Genomic DNA, 14328 nt, shown 5'->3' with positions numbered 1-14328 from the left:
TTGCTCCGGCAAATCGCTTAACGTCGGGCAGCCTAACCAGTGTTCCGAAACAAGCGGTGAGCCCTACATGACAAAAAGCGATCAGCCACTGCACCATCCACCTTCCGCCAATGCGTTCTACGCGCCGACTTTGCTACCGGCCATCGAAGAGCTGCTGGCGCGCGGCGTTGACCGGGACAACATCGAAGCGCTGTTCCGGCGCAGCCTGTTCGAATTGCGCGCGCCATTCATGCGCGTGCCGCTGTTTCTGTCGCGGCGTTTCTGGGCGCTTGCCCTGGAGCAGACCGGCGACCCGTTGATCGGTCTGGCGGCCGGTCGACGCTTCGTCTCCACTGCCACCAATGGCCTGACCTACCTCTTCGATGTCGCCGCGTCGCTGGAAAGCGCCTGCGAGTATTTCGTGCGTTTCTTCCCGTTTTTCAACGGGCACTTCCAGGCCAGGATCGTGCGCCGCGAGAACACTGTCGAACTGCGTCTGCTCGACGGCGGCAGCGTCAAGGCGGTTGCACCGACCGCCGATTACATCCTCGTCAGTCTGTGCAGCATGCTGCGGCGAAAATTTCTCGCCAGTGGCCTGGTGCGCGATCCGATCCTGGGCGTGGATATGGCCGGTGTCTGCATGGCCAATCCGCAGGACTATGAACAAGCGTTCCGCGCCCCGGTGCAGTGGCGGCAGGCGCAGCACTCGATCCACCTCGACCCGCAACTGTTCGTCACCGCGCTGACACCCGGCAACCAAGGCCTGGAACAGACCTTGGTCGAGTTGCTGGAACAGACCCGGCGCAACAGCGAACCGACCCTGCTGGAGCAAGTCAGCGACCACCTGATCGCTGATCTCGCCGGTGCCAACTGGCAACAGTTCTGTGCCTCGCAGCACCTGATCGAACGCACCGCGGCGCGGCGCTTGAAAGCACTGGGCTGGAGTTTTTCCGAATTGCTGGATGAGTATCGGCGGTGTCGGGCCGAGGATTTGTTGCAGGCCGCGGAGCTTGAGCTGGTGGAGATTTCCGACCGGTTGGGGTACAGCGATGTGCAGAGTTTCAACCGCGCGTGTTTGCGGTGGTTGGGGTGTGCGCCGGGGGTTTATCGGGCCAGATGTGGGCATACTCAAAATGTGTAGTGGCTGAGCCGGCCTCATCGCGGGCAAGCCTTGCTCCTACAGAGTTCGCAATTATCTGTAGGAGCAAGGCTTGCCCGCGATGAGGCCAGACCAGACTACCAAAACCTCACTGCCCCACCGCCACACTGGCAGGCACCTCGGATGGCGTCACAATGCTGCCCAAATCAATATGCTTCCACTCCGGCTTCGCCCCCAACCGCGCATTGAATCGGTAGTTGAACGTGAACTCGTCCGCCGTCGGCACGCTCAACGGTTTTCCATACACCGCTTCCACACCCGCCAGGTCATACCCCATCAACTGCAACAAGGTCGGGAAGATGTTGTAGTGGCTGGAGCGATCCTTGTTGCCGGCCAGTTGCGCCTGCCAGTCGAGGGTCTTCAAGTCGCTGCCCTGGATCACCACCAACGGCACCAACCCTTCCTCCTCCACCGGGTCGCCACCGCAATGGGTGTTCAAGCCGGGGTTGCCCCGTTCGTGCAGATCCTGGCCGTGATCCGAGGTGTAGATCAGCAAGGCGTTGTTCAAATTGGCCTGGGCAAACACCCGTGAAAAAAACTCGCCGACGTTCCACAGCAAGGTGTTCTTGTAGGCGTTGCGGTACAGCAGCCAATCGTCCGGCTGACCATTGAAACCATTACGCTCACCGGTGTCTGCCACTTCGACAAACTGCCCGCGAGGCAGCGTCGGACGATAGGCCATGAAGCCGTCCGGATACTTGTCATGTACCGGAAAATGCGCGCCGACCTTGTTGATCACCACCAGTTGCGGCTGGTCGTCGTTGAGCAGCTCGATCAACTTCGCCGCTGCGGCCATGTCGCGGTCGCGCACGCTGGTCTGGTCGAATTGCACGAACTCGTCGATGTCCTTTTTCTCGGTCTCGGTCATCAGGTTCTGCAAGTTGCCGCCGGTGCGCTGGCCATCGATGTAGACCGTGTGCAGGCCGGCCTTTTTCGCGTACTGCCAGATCGACGGCAGCGTGCTGTTGATTCGCACGTAGTCGGTACGAGTGCCGCCATAGCGCAGGGTGACGTTGGTATCGACGCTGCAATTGGCGATCGACGCGGCGTAGCCGTAGTTGAAGATATCCACGTCGGGATGCGGTTCCTTTAGATTGCTGTGCACACCGAACGGCGCGTTGATGTCCAGGTAGTTGCCGGAAATGCTCTCGTCGATGATCAGCACGATATCGAGGTTCACCGGTTGTGCGATGCGCGCCAGGCTCACCGGCTCGCGTGGGCCGACGGTGTTGTGCAGGGACTCGTAGGCGAAAAGGTTGAGGTAGGCCAACGGCGTGTACATCTGCGGTAACCCGCGCGCGCCCTCGCCCGCCCGTACGAACAGCACCGCACTGAGCAACAACACCCCCAACACCGGCGCCGCCACCAACAACGCTCCCGGCACCGGCGTTTGTCGACGCGGCTTGAGGCCGATGCCCAACAACAACGGCAAACCACCGAGCACGCCACTGATGATCGCATCGCGGTACTGGTACAGCGCTTCTTCGATGAAACCGCCGGAATACACCAAAGAGACGAAACTGCTGTAGGTCAGGTAGTCAGCGGTGACCCGCGAATAAACATCAAAGAACACCGTCGAGCCAAACATTGCCAAGGCAAAAAAATGCCGAACAACTGTCTGGCGAATGTTAGCTGTCATGAATAAAGCAATACTCAGTACAACAAACATTCCGACAAATAATAACAACGGGAAGCCAATTCCGATCGCGCTGATACGCCCAAAGTAATAGTCGTAATGGGTAATTAAATAGACAGCAATTAATATTTCTTTGAGATATCGAATCATTAGCTTTCCGGCACTCATGCTCGCGAGCGGCCAATAGTTTGTCGGCCATTTTTTGACACTAGCACCGGGCCATCAAAGCGCAAGAAATGGCGTAAATAAGAAGAAAGCGTCAAAAAACAAACGTCTCAAATCTGACACACTCAAGTGCCTACAGCCCTTGTATTTAAAGCCTTACGACCGTTTATCGCTTTCTCGAAGATCTTCGCGACGTCTCAAAAATCGGTCAAAGCGAGCAGGGACAAGCGCTTGATGGCAATTGGCCCCCCAAAACCGGGTGTGTCTTACTCTTTTAACATGTCATTTTGCTGACACGGTTTGCCAAGGCTGGGCTATACCCCTTTTGACAGTCCCATTTCTGATCTTTCCAGCGAACTTACGAGGCACGCCAATATGGACGTGAGCGTATTTGGTACGGGCTATGTTGGCCTGATACAAGCAGCGGCACTGGCCGATGTCGGACATCGTGTCTTATGTGTCGACATTGATCCGAACAAGATCAAGCAGTTGCAACAAGCTGTTCCACCAATTAGTGAACCGGGCCTGTCCGGAACGCTGGAAGAGAACATCAAGGCCGGTCGATTGCTCTTCTCCACCCAGGCCAGCGACGCCGTCGAACACGCCGAGCTGATCTTCATCGCCGTCGGCACACCCGCCGATGAGGACGGTTCCGCTGACTTGACCCATGTGCTGAATGTGGCCCGGCAGATCGCCAGTTACATGGAGGCCGATCGCACCCTGATCATCAAGTCCACCGTGCCGGTCGGTACCGCCGACCAGGTCGCCGCCACCGCCATCAAGGAACTGCAGCGCCGGGACAAAAACGCGCTGAGGGTGCGGGTGGTGTCCAACCCCGAGTTTCTAAAGGAAGGCAGCGCCTTGGCCGACTGCATGCGGCCAGACCGGATCATTGTCGGCACCGATGATGACGAAGCCCGCAACCAGATGAGCGAGCTGTACGCGCCCTTCTGCCGCAATCATGAAAAGCTGATGTTCATGGACAACCGCAGCGCCGAGCTGACCAAGTACGCAGCGAACGCGATGCTCGCCACGCGCATCAGTTTCATGAACGAACTGGCCAACCTCACCGAGCTGCTCGGCGCCGACATCGAAGCCGTTCGCAAAGGCATCGGCTCGGACCCGCGCATTGGCTACCACTTCATCTATCCCGGTTGCGGTTTCGGCGGTTCGTGCTTCCCCAAGGATCTGCGTGCCCTGCTGCACACCGCCGAACACAACGGCATGCCGTTGCGTCTGTTGCGCAGCGTCACCGACGTCAACGACAGCCAGCGCCACATTCTATTCAGCAAGCTCAAGGCGCAATTCCCCCAAGGGCTGGCCGGCAAGTCCATCGCGATCTGGGGCCTGGCGTTCAAGCCCAACACCGATGACATGCGCGAAGCGCCGAGCCGCTACCTGATGGATGCGCTGTGGGCCGAAGGCGCCAGCGTGCAGGCCTACGACCCGGAAGCGATGTCCGAATGCCGGCGCCTCTACGGCTACCGCAATGACCTGCACCTGTGCGCCACCCGCGACGACACCCTGGAAGATGCCGATGCGCTGGTGATCTGTACCGAATGGAAGAATTTCCGCGTGGTCGACTTCGACCTGCTGGCGAGCAAATTGCGTTCACGGGTGATCATCGACGGGCGCAACCTGTACAACCCCGAACACGTGGCGGCGGCCGGCCTGCACTACAGCGGCATCGGCTTGCGTCACGTCGTACCCGAGGCGCCGCGCCCATGAAGATTCTCGTGACCGGAGCCGCCGGATTCATTGGTGCCCATTGTGTGTTGCGGCTGTTGCGCGACGGGCATCAGGTGGTCGGCCTGGATAATTTCAACGACTACTACGACCCGCAACTCAAGCACGATCGCGTGCGTTGGGTGCAGGAGCAGGTCGGCCATTTCCAGCTCGCAACGGTTGACCTGGCCGATGCCCCGGCCATTGAAAACCTGTTTGCCCGTGAACAACCCGAAGTAGTGATCAACCTCGCGGCCCAGGCCGGGGTGCGTTACTCGCTGGACAATCCCCGGGCCTACCTCGACAGCAATTTGAGTGGTTTTCTCAACATCCTCGAAAGCTGCCGTCATCGTCCGGTCAAGCATCTGATCTACGCCTCGTCCAGTTCGGTGTACGGCGCCAACCAGCACACGCCCTACTCCGTGCAGGACGGCGTTGATCACCCGCTGTCGCTGTACGCCGCGACCAAGAAAGCCAATGAGCTGATGGCCCACAGTTACAGCCATCTGTTCGGCATTCCCTGCACCGGCCTGCGTTTTTTCACGGTGTACGGTCCCTGGGGCCGGCCCGACATGTCGCCGATCCAGTTCGCCCGGGCGATTGCCGAGGGGCGGCCGCTGAAGTTGTTCAACTACGGCGAGCATCAACGGGACTTCACCTACATCGACGACATCATCGAAAGCATCGCCCGCCTGATCGACCGCGCACCGCAAGCCAACCCTGAATGGGACCGTGAACAACCGGCCCCGGCCAGCAGCATGGCGCCCTGGCAGATCTTCAACATCGGCGGCCAGCACCCGGTGGAACTCAAGGCCTACCTGGCGTTGCTGGAAAAACACCTGGGGCAAAAAGCCCTGGTCGAGTTGCTGCCACTGCAACCCGGCGATGTGCTCAACACCTGCGCCGATGCCAGCGACCTGGCCCGCGCCACCGGTTTCCAGCCACGTATCGAGCTGGATGAAGGACTCGGGCGGTTCATTGCCTGGTTCCGCGATTACTACCCACTGCCTATCGCCCATGCGCCGCTCGCGGCTGAATTACAGCGGAGGACTGCCCAATGACAGGACATGAAAAAGGTGTACCGATCCAACAGCTGCGGCGTGACAAACGCATGGACCCCGAACACCGAATGCGCCTCGACGCGGCGATTCATATGCAGGGGCGCGGCTGGGTGACGGGCCGGGACGGCGGCCGGCCATGGACGTTGTCGCGAACCAATCGCGTGCTCGCCTGCGTCGGCGCACTGATGATTCTGTTGCTGATTTCTCCGGTCCTGCTGGGCCTGGCACTGGCCATCAAACTCACCAGCCCGGGTCCGGTGATGTTCGTGCAAAAGCGCACCGGTTACCGCGGTCGCATGTTCGGCATGTACAAGTTCCGCACCATGGTCGCCAACGCCGAAGAGCTCAAGGAGTCCCTGCGGCATCTGAACAAACACGGAAAGGACGCCATCGATTTCAAGATCGACAAGGACCCGCGCATCACCGGTATCGGCGGTTTCCTGCGGCGCACCAGCCTCGACGAACTGCCGAACCTGATCAATGTGGTGACCGGCGATATGCGCCTGGTAGGGCCGCGGCCCACCTCGTTCAACGCCTATCGCTACAAGGACAATCACCTCGCGCGCCTGAGCATCTACCCCGGCATGACCGGCCTCTGGCAGATCTCCGGGCGCAGCAACATCGACTTCGACCAGCGCGTTGAGTTGGACCTCAGCTATATCGCCGAGCAGAGCCTGCTGCTTGATCTGAAGATCCTGTTGAAAACCCCCTTCAAAGTATTCAGCGGCCACGGAGCAAGCTAATGGACGGTTCAACTGCAAAGAGTCTCAGCATCGCCAACCCGAGCGAGTCCAACCTCGCCTCGACCGTGCTCGATCAGGATGTGCGCATCCTGTTCATGACCGCCGCCAACCCCGGCGCAGGCACGACCACCAGCGCCCTGGCACTGGCCAGCCAACTGGCACAAATGAGCAGCGGCCAGGTGCTGCTGGTGGACAGCAGCCAGTCCTCGACCAACCTCACCCATCAGCTCGGGCTGACCAAGGAGCGCGGTTTTCGCGACCTGCTGTTCAACACCCAGAGCCCGCCGCTGTTGCAGGACTGCGTGGTGGACGTGTCCAGCCTGCCCTTTCACGTGTTGCCGTATGGGCGTTTTTCCCGCGGCAGCGAACACCTGACCCCGGAGCGCCTGAGCCCGTTGCTCGACCAGCTCGGCAGCCGTTATCGCTTCGTGGTGATTGACGGCGACGCGGTGTATTCGGCCGCCGACACCCTGGTCATCAGTACTCAGGTGGACGGCGTGATCATGGTCGTGCGCTCCGAAGACACCCGCTGGGAAGTGGCGCAGGCCGCGGTCCAGCGCCTGACCCAGGCCGGCGCGAAACTGGTCGGCAGCGTGTTCAACCGGCGTAAGTACTACATGCCCAAGTGGCTCTACAAAAACCTGTAAGCAAACGCAAAAAGGATGACGCCATGAACGCCAAGATGCTTGTCCTGCTGTTGCTGCCGCTTGCAGGTTGCACCAGCACTTCCGAAACCCAGAACATGCCGGTGAATATCCTCACGGCCTCACCGGCCAACGCCCAGGCCACCGACATGCCCAAGGTCGAACAGACCCTGCGCCCTCAAGATGTGCTGGACGTGATCTTCCACATCAGCACCAGTGGCTCGGATGCCTATCGCATCCAGTCCGGTGACCAGGTCGGCCTGAACTTCACCGCCGCCAGCCAGCTCAACGGCAATCAACTGGTGCTGCCGGACGGCAGCATCGAACTGCCGGGCGCCAACACCTCGGTGAAAATCGCCGGGCTGACCAGCGACGAGGCACGTACCGAAATTCAGCGCGCCTACAACCGCAAAGCCTTGTTCCAGCCCAACCGCAATCAGCTGAGCGTGCAGATCATCAGTCCGCTGACCAACGAGCAAAACATGAAAAGCGCGTTGAATCACCCGGCCACCGGCATGAGCCGCGAGATCACCGTGGGCACCGACGGCTACGCGAGTTTCCCGGAAATCGGCGCCGTGCCGCTGCAAGGCATGACCGTCAATCAACTGGAAGCCTTCCTCAATAAAAAGTACGCGCAACTGCCGGGACGGATGACCGTCGACGTGCTGCTCAAATCCACCGCGGGCAACGAAATCTACGTGCTTGGCGAGGTCGGCCAACCGGGTTCCTACCCGATCCGCCGTCCGGTCTCGGTGCTCGAAGCCCTGACCCTGGCCCGTGGTTCCAACGTCAAGGCGCGCCTGGATTCAGTGGTGATCATGCGGCGCAACGGCAATCAGGTTGAAGCCCGTCGCTACGACGTGGAAAAAGCCCTGGCCGGAGATGCCTCGCAGATCGCCTACCTGCAACCGGACGACATGCTCTACGTGCCCAAGACCAAACTGGCCAGCGCCGGTGAACTCGCACGGCAACTGGCGGATGTGGTGCTGTTCCAGGGTGTGGGCTTCAGCTTCGGCTACCGCGTCGACAACAAAGACAGTGACAGCAACTAACTCTCAGGTGATCTGACATGAATCCAAAGGAAAACTACCTGCACGAGTTCTTCAGGATCTTCTTCGCCAACAAGCAGTTGGTGAAGCGCATATTCCTGATCTTTGCAGTGATCGCTCTGGTGCTGCCACTGGTGCTTAAACAAAGCTTCGACATCACCGCCCAGGTGATCGTGCAGTCGAAAAAACTCTCACAGGGCGACGCCACCACGTCGCTGAATCAGGAAAACGCGCAGTTCATTCCGCCGTCGCTGGCCGACATGGAAACCGAGAGCAATATCCTGCGCTCACCGGCGCTGATTCGGCAGACCATCAGCGAGCAGCGGGACAAGGGCGAATACAGCCCGCCTCCCGGCATGCTCAACAAACTGCTGGCGCAACCGTTCAAGAAGTACGTCAGCACACCGCTGCGTGAGAACGTGATCAACCCGATGAAATCGGCGCTGGGCATGGAAACCGATCCAGTGCGCGACACCACGCTAGATGGCTTGACCCAACAAGCCATCGACAGCCTGAAGATCGAAACGCTGCCGGGTTCCAACGTGATCTCGATCATCTACAGCTTCCCCGATCCGGCCCAGGGCACCAAGTTCGTCGCCGCGCTGCTGCAAAACTACCTGGTCAGCCGTCAGGCGCTGCAATCGATCGACTTGCCGCAGAGCTTCTACGAAACCAAGAAGATGCAGTACCAGGTGCGTCTCGATGGCCTGGAAGGCAATCGGCAGGATCTGCTGGGCGCTATCGGAGCGTCCGATCCCAAGGAAGAGATTACCTTCCGCCTGAATGCGATCAACACCGAGGAGCAAGCGCTCAACCTGTACCGTGATCGCTTGCTGCAAAGCCAACGCTGGCTCGACTACCTGAAAACCAGCCTGGCCGCCGCCAGCAATTCCAAGCTCAATGACTACACCTTCCCCTACACCTTCACCACCACCGTGGACAACGTTGCCTTCGAAGACCGCGAGATCAAACAGATGGGTGAAGCGCTGACCACACAAGTCAGCCGCTACATGAACGACCTCGCCATCTTCCAGCCAAGCAGTGAACCGATGCTGCTGACCCGCGAGCAAATCGCCCGCACCCGCCAGCAGTTCTTGAAAGTGGTGAGCAACCGGATTCAGGAGCGCACCAACGACCTGGCGATTGTCAGTTCGGTGATCGACCAGAAGACCGCGCGCATTGCCGAGTTCAAGAACCGCATCCACCAGTTGCAGGAAACCCAGAGCAAGCTGCGCCAGGTGGACACCGAGATCGACGCCTTGCACGCGGCCTTCTCCACCTACGCCCAGCGTTTTGCCGAGAGCAGCACAGCCCGTTCGCTGGACAATGACCTGTCCAACGCCCGGGTCCTGAGCCCGCCGTTCGAGCCGACCGAAGCGGCGTTTCCCAAACCGCTGCTGATCATTCCGTTCGGCTTGTTCACCGGTTTGTTGCTGGCGATTGCCTTCGTCTACGTGCGTGAGTTCTTCGATCATCGCTTCAAGCATCCTGCGCAAATCACCCACGAACTGGGCCTGCCGGTGCTGCTGGTGATCAACGATCAGAACGTGGAGCCGAGCAATCCGCACCGGAACTGGAGCGTGCCGAGCTTCGTCCATTGGGTGCGCAATTGAACGCGTCCCTGCACAGCAAGCCGTCCCTGCCGATCATTCATTTGCTCAGCAGTGGTGGCTTCTATGGGGCCGAGCGCATGTTGCTCGACCACTGCCTGGCGACGCCGGGGCAACACCAGGTGCTGTTTCTCGATGCACCGTACGAGTTGCTCGCGCGGTTTCGCGAGGCCGGGGTCGACTGTCGCGGTTGCACGGGGCTGGGGTCGTTGCTGGCGCATTTGCGCCAGCGGCGGGCCGAGCGGCCGCTGATCAACACGCACAATTTCAAGGGCCTGTTGTTCGGCTGGGTCGGCGCAACCTTGTTGCGCCTGCCGCTGGTGATCACCCAGCACGGTTTCACGCCGCGCAGTCGCAAGCAAAAGTTCTACACCTGGCTGAGCCTGCAACTGTGCCGCACCGCATCGGTCAATCGCGTGGTGTGCGTCGCCGAAAGCATTGCCGTGCTGCACCGTCAGGCCTGTGTGCGGGCGGAGAAGCTGCAAGTGATCCCCAACGGCCTGCCGGCGACCCGCGACCAGCAGCCGCAAACCGCGCAACGCCAGCGCTGGCTGGCCGGATACGTCGGGCGCCTGAGCAGTGAAAAAGGCCCCGACCTGTTTCTCGATGCGCTGATTCCGCTGTGTCAGCAATACCCGCAACTGGACGCCGTGATGCTCGGCGACGGCCCGGAACGGGACAGCCTGCTGACGCGCATCGCTGAAGCCGGTTTGCAGGAGCGCATTACCCTGCCCGGTTACCAGACCGACATGCGCCTGTGGTGGCGGCAACTCGATGCGCTGGTGATCAGCTCGCGCACCGAAGGTACGCCGATGATTCTGCTCGAAGCCATGCAGGCCGGCGTGCCGGTGGTGGCGTTTGGTGTCGGCGGGATTCCCGATGTGCTGGAAGACCGGCACAACGGCCTGCTGGCGTCACCCGCCGACAGCGCCGCCCTCGCGAGGCAGATCGGCACTCTGCTGCGTGATCCGACGCTGGCACAAGAGTTGAGCGACAACGCAAGACGTACGCAACTGGATCGTTACGACCTCAAGGCCCTGGCCGAAAGCTGGTCGCAGCTTTATATCCGTACCGCACGGGAGGCACGCGCGTGATTTTTCCGCTCTCGATCGTCAGTTTGTTTGGTGTGGTCTGCCTCGTGTTGCTGGCCAGCCCTTATCCGTTTCTGGCGCCGGGAGCGGTGCTGGGCCTGGTCGGTTTCGCCGTGCTGTATCGCAAACCGGCCTGGGGCCTGTTGGGTATTGCCGCGCTGATACCGCTGGAAGGTTTCTTCAAGGACAGCGCGTTGTCGGGCACCAAGCTGATCGGTGCTTCACTGGCGCTGATCCTGATGCTGCAACTGGCGATGCACCAGATTCCGTCCGAACGCCTGCGCAGCAATATCTGGCGCTACCTGATCGGCTTCATGGCCCTTTACCTGCTGAGCCTGCTCAACACGGATGACATGGGCATGTCGCTGGGGCATCTGCGGGAACTGAGCGTCGGCCTGATCCTGTTTGTGATCACGCTGCTGATCGGCCGTGAAATGAACCTGGATCTGTTCGCCAAACTGGTCACCCTCAGCGTCACCCTGACCTGTGCGCTTGCGATGTTTTCCAGCAAGTATCAGGACCAGGGCCGCGCCGCCGGCCTGCTGGAAGACCCGAACGCCTTTGCCATGCTGATCGCCTTCGCCGTGCCGCTGGCGTTGCTGCTGGTGATCCGCAGCCCGAACCTTCTGCATCGCCTGTTCTGGCTGGGTTGCTTTATTTTGCTGCTGGGCGGCATGACCAAGACTGAATCGCGTTCGGGGCTGGTGGTGTTGTTCCTCAGCCTGATGATCGGCGCCTGGCACTACCGCGCGCATTTGCCGCGCATTCGCCCGCGCCACTTGGGCTTTGCCATGCTCGGCTTCGCGATCATCGTGCCGCTGGCGATTTATGCGATGCCGCCCGGTTACGTCGCGCGCATCCAGTCGTTGAGCATTTTGAGTTCCGGTGCCAAGGCCCAGGACGAATCCCTCGGCCGCCGCGCTTCGTACATCGTGGTCGGCAGCCAGATGATCCAGCAGAACCCGCTGCTGGGCACCGGCCCCGGCACCTTCCCGCTGCACTACGCCACCACCGGTTACGCCAAGGCGTTTTCCGCCAACCGCAAAATCGGTGACCTGTATCGCCGCGCCCACAACACCTACCTGGAAATCTTCAGTGAACTGGGGATTCCCGCCGGGCTGTTGTTCGTCGGCATGCTTGGCCTGGGCTTGTACAACCTGATTCGCGCCCGACGGGCCTGGATACAGCGCCGCAACTGGCAACAAGCCGACCTGTTGACGCACCTGGGCATGAGCTTCCTGTCGTTGACGATGTTCCTGATGTTCCTCAGTGCACCGAACCAAAAGTACGTGTGGATCATGCTCGCCATGACCAGCGTGCTGCGTCTGAAAGCCGAAGAAAGTCCAATCCCGGAGGCCAAGGCATGAGCCGCGTCAGTATCGTCATCCCGATGTACAACGAAGCCCGGCACATCGCCCGCACCCTGCTGGCTGCACAACGGGCCGCCAATGTTGCCGGCCTGGAATGTGAGTTGATCGTGGTCGATAACGGCTCACAGGATCAGGGGCCGGAGATTGCCCGGCAATTTGGCGCGCAGGTGCTGGTCATACCCGGGGTGCTGATCGGCGCCCTGCGCAACCGGGGCACCGAGGTCGCCACCGGTGAATGGCTGGCGTTCATCGACGCCGACATCGAAATGCCTGAAGACTGGCTCACCCATCTGCTGAAGCTGGAGGATGCCGGCGTTGCCGACGTGTTCAGTCTGGACTTGCACACCCCGGCCCAGGCGCCGTGGTACGCCACCGCCTGGCAACGACGGACCCTGCGCCCTTCCCGGCATACCGTGCAAATGGTCGACTGGCTGCCCAGCGCCAACCTGCTGATGCGCCGCGCATGGTTCGACAAGGTCGGCGGTTTCAACGAAACCCTGCGCACCGGTGAGGACAAGGACTTCACCCTGCGCCAGAGCGCCAGCGGTGCGCGGCTGATGTCGATCAACGAAAACATCGCCCTGCACTGGGGTTACGAAATGAATTGGCGCGAGTGGATGGGCAAGGAAATGTGGCGCCAGGGCAGCCATCTGCAACTGTTGCGCACCCATGGCATGAGCCTGCGCCTGCTGCGCTTTCCACTGTTGTCGCTGTGTGCCTGGCTGCTCGATCTGATGGCGATTTCTGCGCTGTTCAACGGCTTTCCTCACCATGCGCTGCTCATGGTGCTGCTGACCACTGTCCCGGCGCTGGTGTTGAGCGTGCGCCAGACCGCCAAGCACCGGAATCCGTGCCTGACCGTTCAACTCTGGGGCCTGCATTGGGTGCGCCTGCACCTGGCCGGCGCCGCGTTCATCCTCAGTCTCTGTCATTGGAATGCCAGGAGGCCCGCCCGTGGCTGAATTCATTTTCTGGTTGTGCCTGTTGTTGCCTGTCTACGCCTACCTCGGCTACCCGTTGTTGCTGACCCTGCTGGCCCCGTTCTTCGCCGCGCGGCGTCACGGTCCTGCGGCACCGATGGACGTGAGCATCGTGATTGCCGCGCACAACGAGGCGCGGCACATCGAGGAGAAACTGCGCACCGTGCTGGCCCAGGATTATCAGGCGCGCACGCTGCAGATCATTCTGGCCAGCGATGGCTCAACCGATGACACCGTGGCTTGCGCGCGCAAGGTTGTCGACCCGCGCATCACCGTGCTCGACTTGCCCCGGCAGGGCAAGGCGGCGACATTGAATGCCGGTGCCGCGCTGAGTACCGGTGAAATTCTGGTGTTCACCGACGCCGACAACCAATGGTCCCATGACACCCTGGGCCATTTGCTCGCACCACTGGCTGATCCGCAAGTGGGCGCCTGCGCCGGGCACATGCTGATCCCGGTGACCGGCAAGGGCTTGAGCATCGGCGACAGCCTGTATCGGCATTACGAAGGCTGGCTGCGCTACGTGGAAAACCGCACCGGCTGCATGGTTTCCGCCGACGGCGCGCTGCTCGCCTTACGCCGCGAGTTGTTCCAGAACGTGCCGGCCGAGGTCAACGATGACTTCTTTATCAGCACCTGCGCGCCGGTGGCGTTCAAGCGGATCATCTACGTGCCTGAAGCCCGGGTGATCGACACCGGCGTGGATGAAGCCGACAAGCAATTCCGCCGTCGCCAGCGCGTGACTGTTGGGGGTCTGCAAAGCCTGGCCCAGCGTAGCGAACTGCTCAATCCGCTGAAACATGGCCTGTATGCGATTGCGCTGATCAGCCACAAGTTGATCCGACGCCTGGCACCCATCCTGTTGCTGCCGCTGCTGCTGAGCAACTTCTGGCTGTGGGACGACCACGCTTTTTATCGCCTGAGCCTGATCGCGCAACTGCTGGGTTATTCGGCGGCCATCGCCGGCCTGCTGGATTCGCAACACCGCTTGCCCAAACCCTTTCGCCTCGCCGCGTTCCTTTTGGTGACCCTCGCCGGAATGAGCATCGGTCTGTGGCAGTTCCTGCGCGGCCAGCGTTATGCGCAATGGAACCCCGAGCAAAATCGTTGAGAGGC

12 protein-coding genes are annotated in these 14328 nt (G+C 60.7%); 11 read left to right on the top strand and 1 reads right to left on the bottom strand.

What is annotated here, in order from left to right; translation table 11 throughout:
• Positions 1-67 precede the first annotated feature (67 nt).
• The gene (locus ACM110_RS23690; protein ID WP_416129675.1) at positions 68-1120 is read left to right on the top strand and encodes an AraC family transcriptional regulator ligand-binding domain-containing protein; all 1053 of its coding nucleotides are present in this window, start codon (positions 68-70) and stop codon (positions 1118-1120) included.
• A gap of 106 nt (positions 1121-1226) precedes the next feature.
• Here the strand turns inward: ACM110_RS23690 and ACM110_RS23685 are convergent, their stop codons facing one another.
• Complete coding sequence (locus ACM110_RS23685; protein ID WP_416129674.1) at positions 1227-2924, bottom strand: sulfatase-like hydrolase/transferase; 1698 nt, start codon at positions 2922-2924, stop codon at positions 1227-1229.
• Between the two features lie 390 nt (positions 2925-3314).
• Between ACM110_RS23685 and ACM110_RS23680 the strand changes: the two genes are divergently transcribed.
• The 10 genes from ACM110_RS23680 to ACM110_RS23635 are packed head-to-tail and all read left to right on the top strand — an operon-like array spanning position 3315 to position 14323.
• Positions 3315-4667: a UDP-glucose dehydrogenase family protein gene (locus ACM110_RS23680; RefSeq protein WP_416129673.1), complete on the top strand. Its 1353-nt coding sequence runs from the start codon at positions 3315-3317 to the stop codon at positions 4665-4667.
• Positions 4664-5725: an NAD-dependent epimerase gene (locus ACM110_RS23675; RefSeq protein ID WP_416129672.1), complete on the top strand. Its 1062-nt coding sequence runs from the start codon at positions 4664-4666 to the stop codon at positions 5723-5725. Before ACM110_RS23680 ends, ACM110_RS23675 begins: the two co-directional genes overlap by 4 nt.
• Positions 5722-6468 carry a sugar transferase gene (locus tag ACM110_RS23670; protein WP_338581709.1) on the top strand — a complete coding sequence of 249 codons (747 nt, stop codon included), beginning with the start codon at positions 5722-5724 and terminating at the stop codon, positions 6466-6468. The genes ACM110_RS23675 and ACM110_RS23670 overlap by 4 nt, the downstream gene beginning before the upstream one ends.
• Complete coding sequence (locus ACM110_RS23665; RefSeq protein ID WP_338581710.1) at positions 6468-7115, top strand: CpsD/CapB family tyrosine-protein kinase; 648 nt, start codon at positions 6468-6470, stop codon at positions 7113-7115. Before ACM110_RS23670 ends, ACM110_RS23665 begins: the two co-directional genes overlap by 1 nt.
• A 23-nt stretch (positions 7116-7138) precedes the next feature.
• Entirely contained in the window at positions 7139-8164 is a 1026-nt protein-coding gene (locus ACM110_RS23660) for a polysaccharide biosynthesis/export family protein (RefSeq protein WP_338581711.1), read from the top strand.
• 17 nt (positions 8165-8181) lie between these two features.
• Positions 8182-9774, top strand: a complete 1593-nt coding sequence (locus ACM110_RS23655) for a GumC family protein (RefSeq protein ID WP_338581712.1) — start codon at positions 8182-8184, stop codon at positions 9772-9774.
• A complete protein-coding gene (locus ACM110_RS23650) occupies positions 9759-10865 on the top strand; it encodes a glycosyltransferase family 4 protein (protein ID WP_416129671.1) in 1107 nt (368 codons plus the stop codon). The genes ACM110_RS23655 and ACM110_RS23650 overlap by 16 nt, the downstream gene beginning before the upstream one ends.
• Positions 10862-12229, top strand: a complete 1368-nt coding sequence (locus tag ACM110_RS23645) for an O-antigen ligase family protein (RefSeq protein WP_416129670.1) — start codon at positions 10862-10864, stop codon at positions 12227-12229. Before ACM110_RS23650 ends, ACM110_RS23645 begins: the two co-directional genes overlap by 4 nt.
• Positions 12226-13194, top strand: a complete 969-nt coding sequence (locus ACM110_RS23640; protein WP_416129669.1) for a glycosyltransferase — start codon at positions 12226-12228, stop codon at positions 13192-13194. Before ACM110_RS23645 ends, ACM110_RS23640 begins: the two co-directional genes overlap by 4 nt.
• Positions 13187-14323: a glycosyltransferase gene (locus tag ACM110_RS23635; RefSeq protein ID WP_416129668.1), complete on the top strand. Its 1137-nt coding sequence runs from the start codon at positions 13187-13189 to the stop codon at positions 14321-14323. Before ACM110_RS23640 ends, ACM110_RS23635 begins: the two co-directional genes overlap by 8 nt.
• The last annotated feature ends 5 nt before the right edge of the window (positions 14324-14328 follow it).

The sequence above is a fragment of the Pseudomonas sp. NFX98 genome (assembly GCF_047784845.1).
GTDB lineage: Bacteria > Pseudomonadota > Gammaproteobacteria > Pseudomonadales > Pseudomonadaceae > Aquipseudomonas.
The sequence above is the reverse complement of the archived record's forward strand: the minus strand, read 5'-3'. Positions and strand labels throughout refer to the sequence as shown.

Coding starts and splice junctions, on each gene's coding strand:
- ACM110_RS23660 (WP_338581711.1), top strand. CDS start 7,139: ATGAACGCCAAGATGCTTGTCCTGCTGTTGCTGCCGCTTGCAGGTTGC.
- ACM110_RS23640 (WP_416129669.1), top strand. CDS start 12,226: ATGAGCCGCGTCAGTATCGTCATCCCGATGTACAACGAAGCCCGGCAC.
- ACM110_RS23680 (WP_416129673.1), top strand. CDS start 3,315: ATGGACGTGAGCGTATTTGGTACGGGCTATGTTGGCCTGATACAAGCA.
- ACM110_RS23690 (WP_416129675.1), top strand. CDS start 68: ATGACAAAAAGCGATCAGCCACTGCACCATCCACCTTCCGCCAATGCG.
- ACM110_RS23685 (WP_416129674.1), bottom strand. CDS start 2,924: ATGATTCGATATCTCAAAGAAATATTAATTGCTGTCTATTTAATTACC.
- ACM110_RS23670 (WP_338581709.1), top strand. CDS start 5,722: ATGACAGGACATGAAAAAGGTGTACCGATCCAACAGCTGCGGCGTGAC.
- ACM110_RS23675 (WP_416129672.1), top strand. CDS start 4,664: ATGAAGATTCTCGTGACCGGAGCCGCCGGATTCATTGGTGCCCATTGT.
- ACM110_RS23665 (WP_338581710.1), top strand. CDS start 6,468: ATGGACGGTTCAACTGCAAAGAGTCTCAGCATCGCCAACCCGAGCGAG.
- ACM110_RS23655 (WP_338581712.1), top strand. CDS start 8,182: ATGAATCCAAAGGAAAACTACCTGCACGAGTTCTTCAGGATCTTCTTC.